This window comes from Adlercreutzia equolifaciens (genome assembly GCF_029076695.1).
GTDB lineage: Bacteria > Actinomycetota > Coriobacteriia > Coriobacteriales > Eggerthellaceae > Adlercreutzia > Adlercreutzia equolifaciens_A.
In genome coordinates, this window is record NZ_JARFIK010000466.1 from 1 (window position 1) to 295 (window position 295).

Annotated in this window: 1 pseudogene; it reads right to left on the reverse strand. The window is 35.9% G+C overall.

What is annotated here, in order from left to right:
* A pseudogene (locus PZH32_RS13205) lies at positions 1-271 on the reverse strand (hypothetical protein); the annotation flags it as partial.
* Positions 272-295: the final 24 nt, after the last annotated feature.

The following is a 295-nucleotide window of genomic DNA, read 5'->3' on the forward strand; positions in this document are numbered from 1 at the left end:
TTCCATCCGCAAGTTTATAAAACTTATTTTTTACCATTTCTCCATTTGAATCAAAGCAATACCATTTTCCATTTATGTTCACCTCGCCAATAAGCATGCTTCCATCAGAAGAAAAATAATGTTCTTTTCCATCTGCAAGCGTTTGAACTCCAAATTGCATCGCCCCATTCCATGTACTAAAATAGTAATGCTTACCACTTATTTCTTGTTCTCCATACTGCATTGCTCCTTCGGTTCCATAATACACAATTCTCCCATCCGGTAATTTCATAAAACGATCTGTGACTTTTTTACC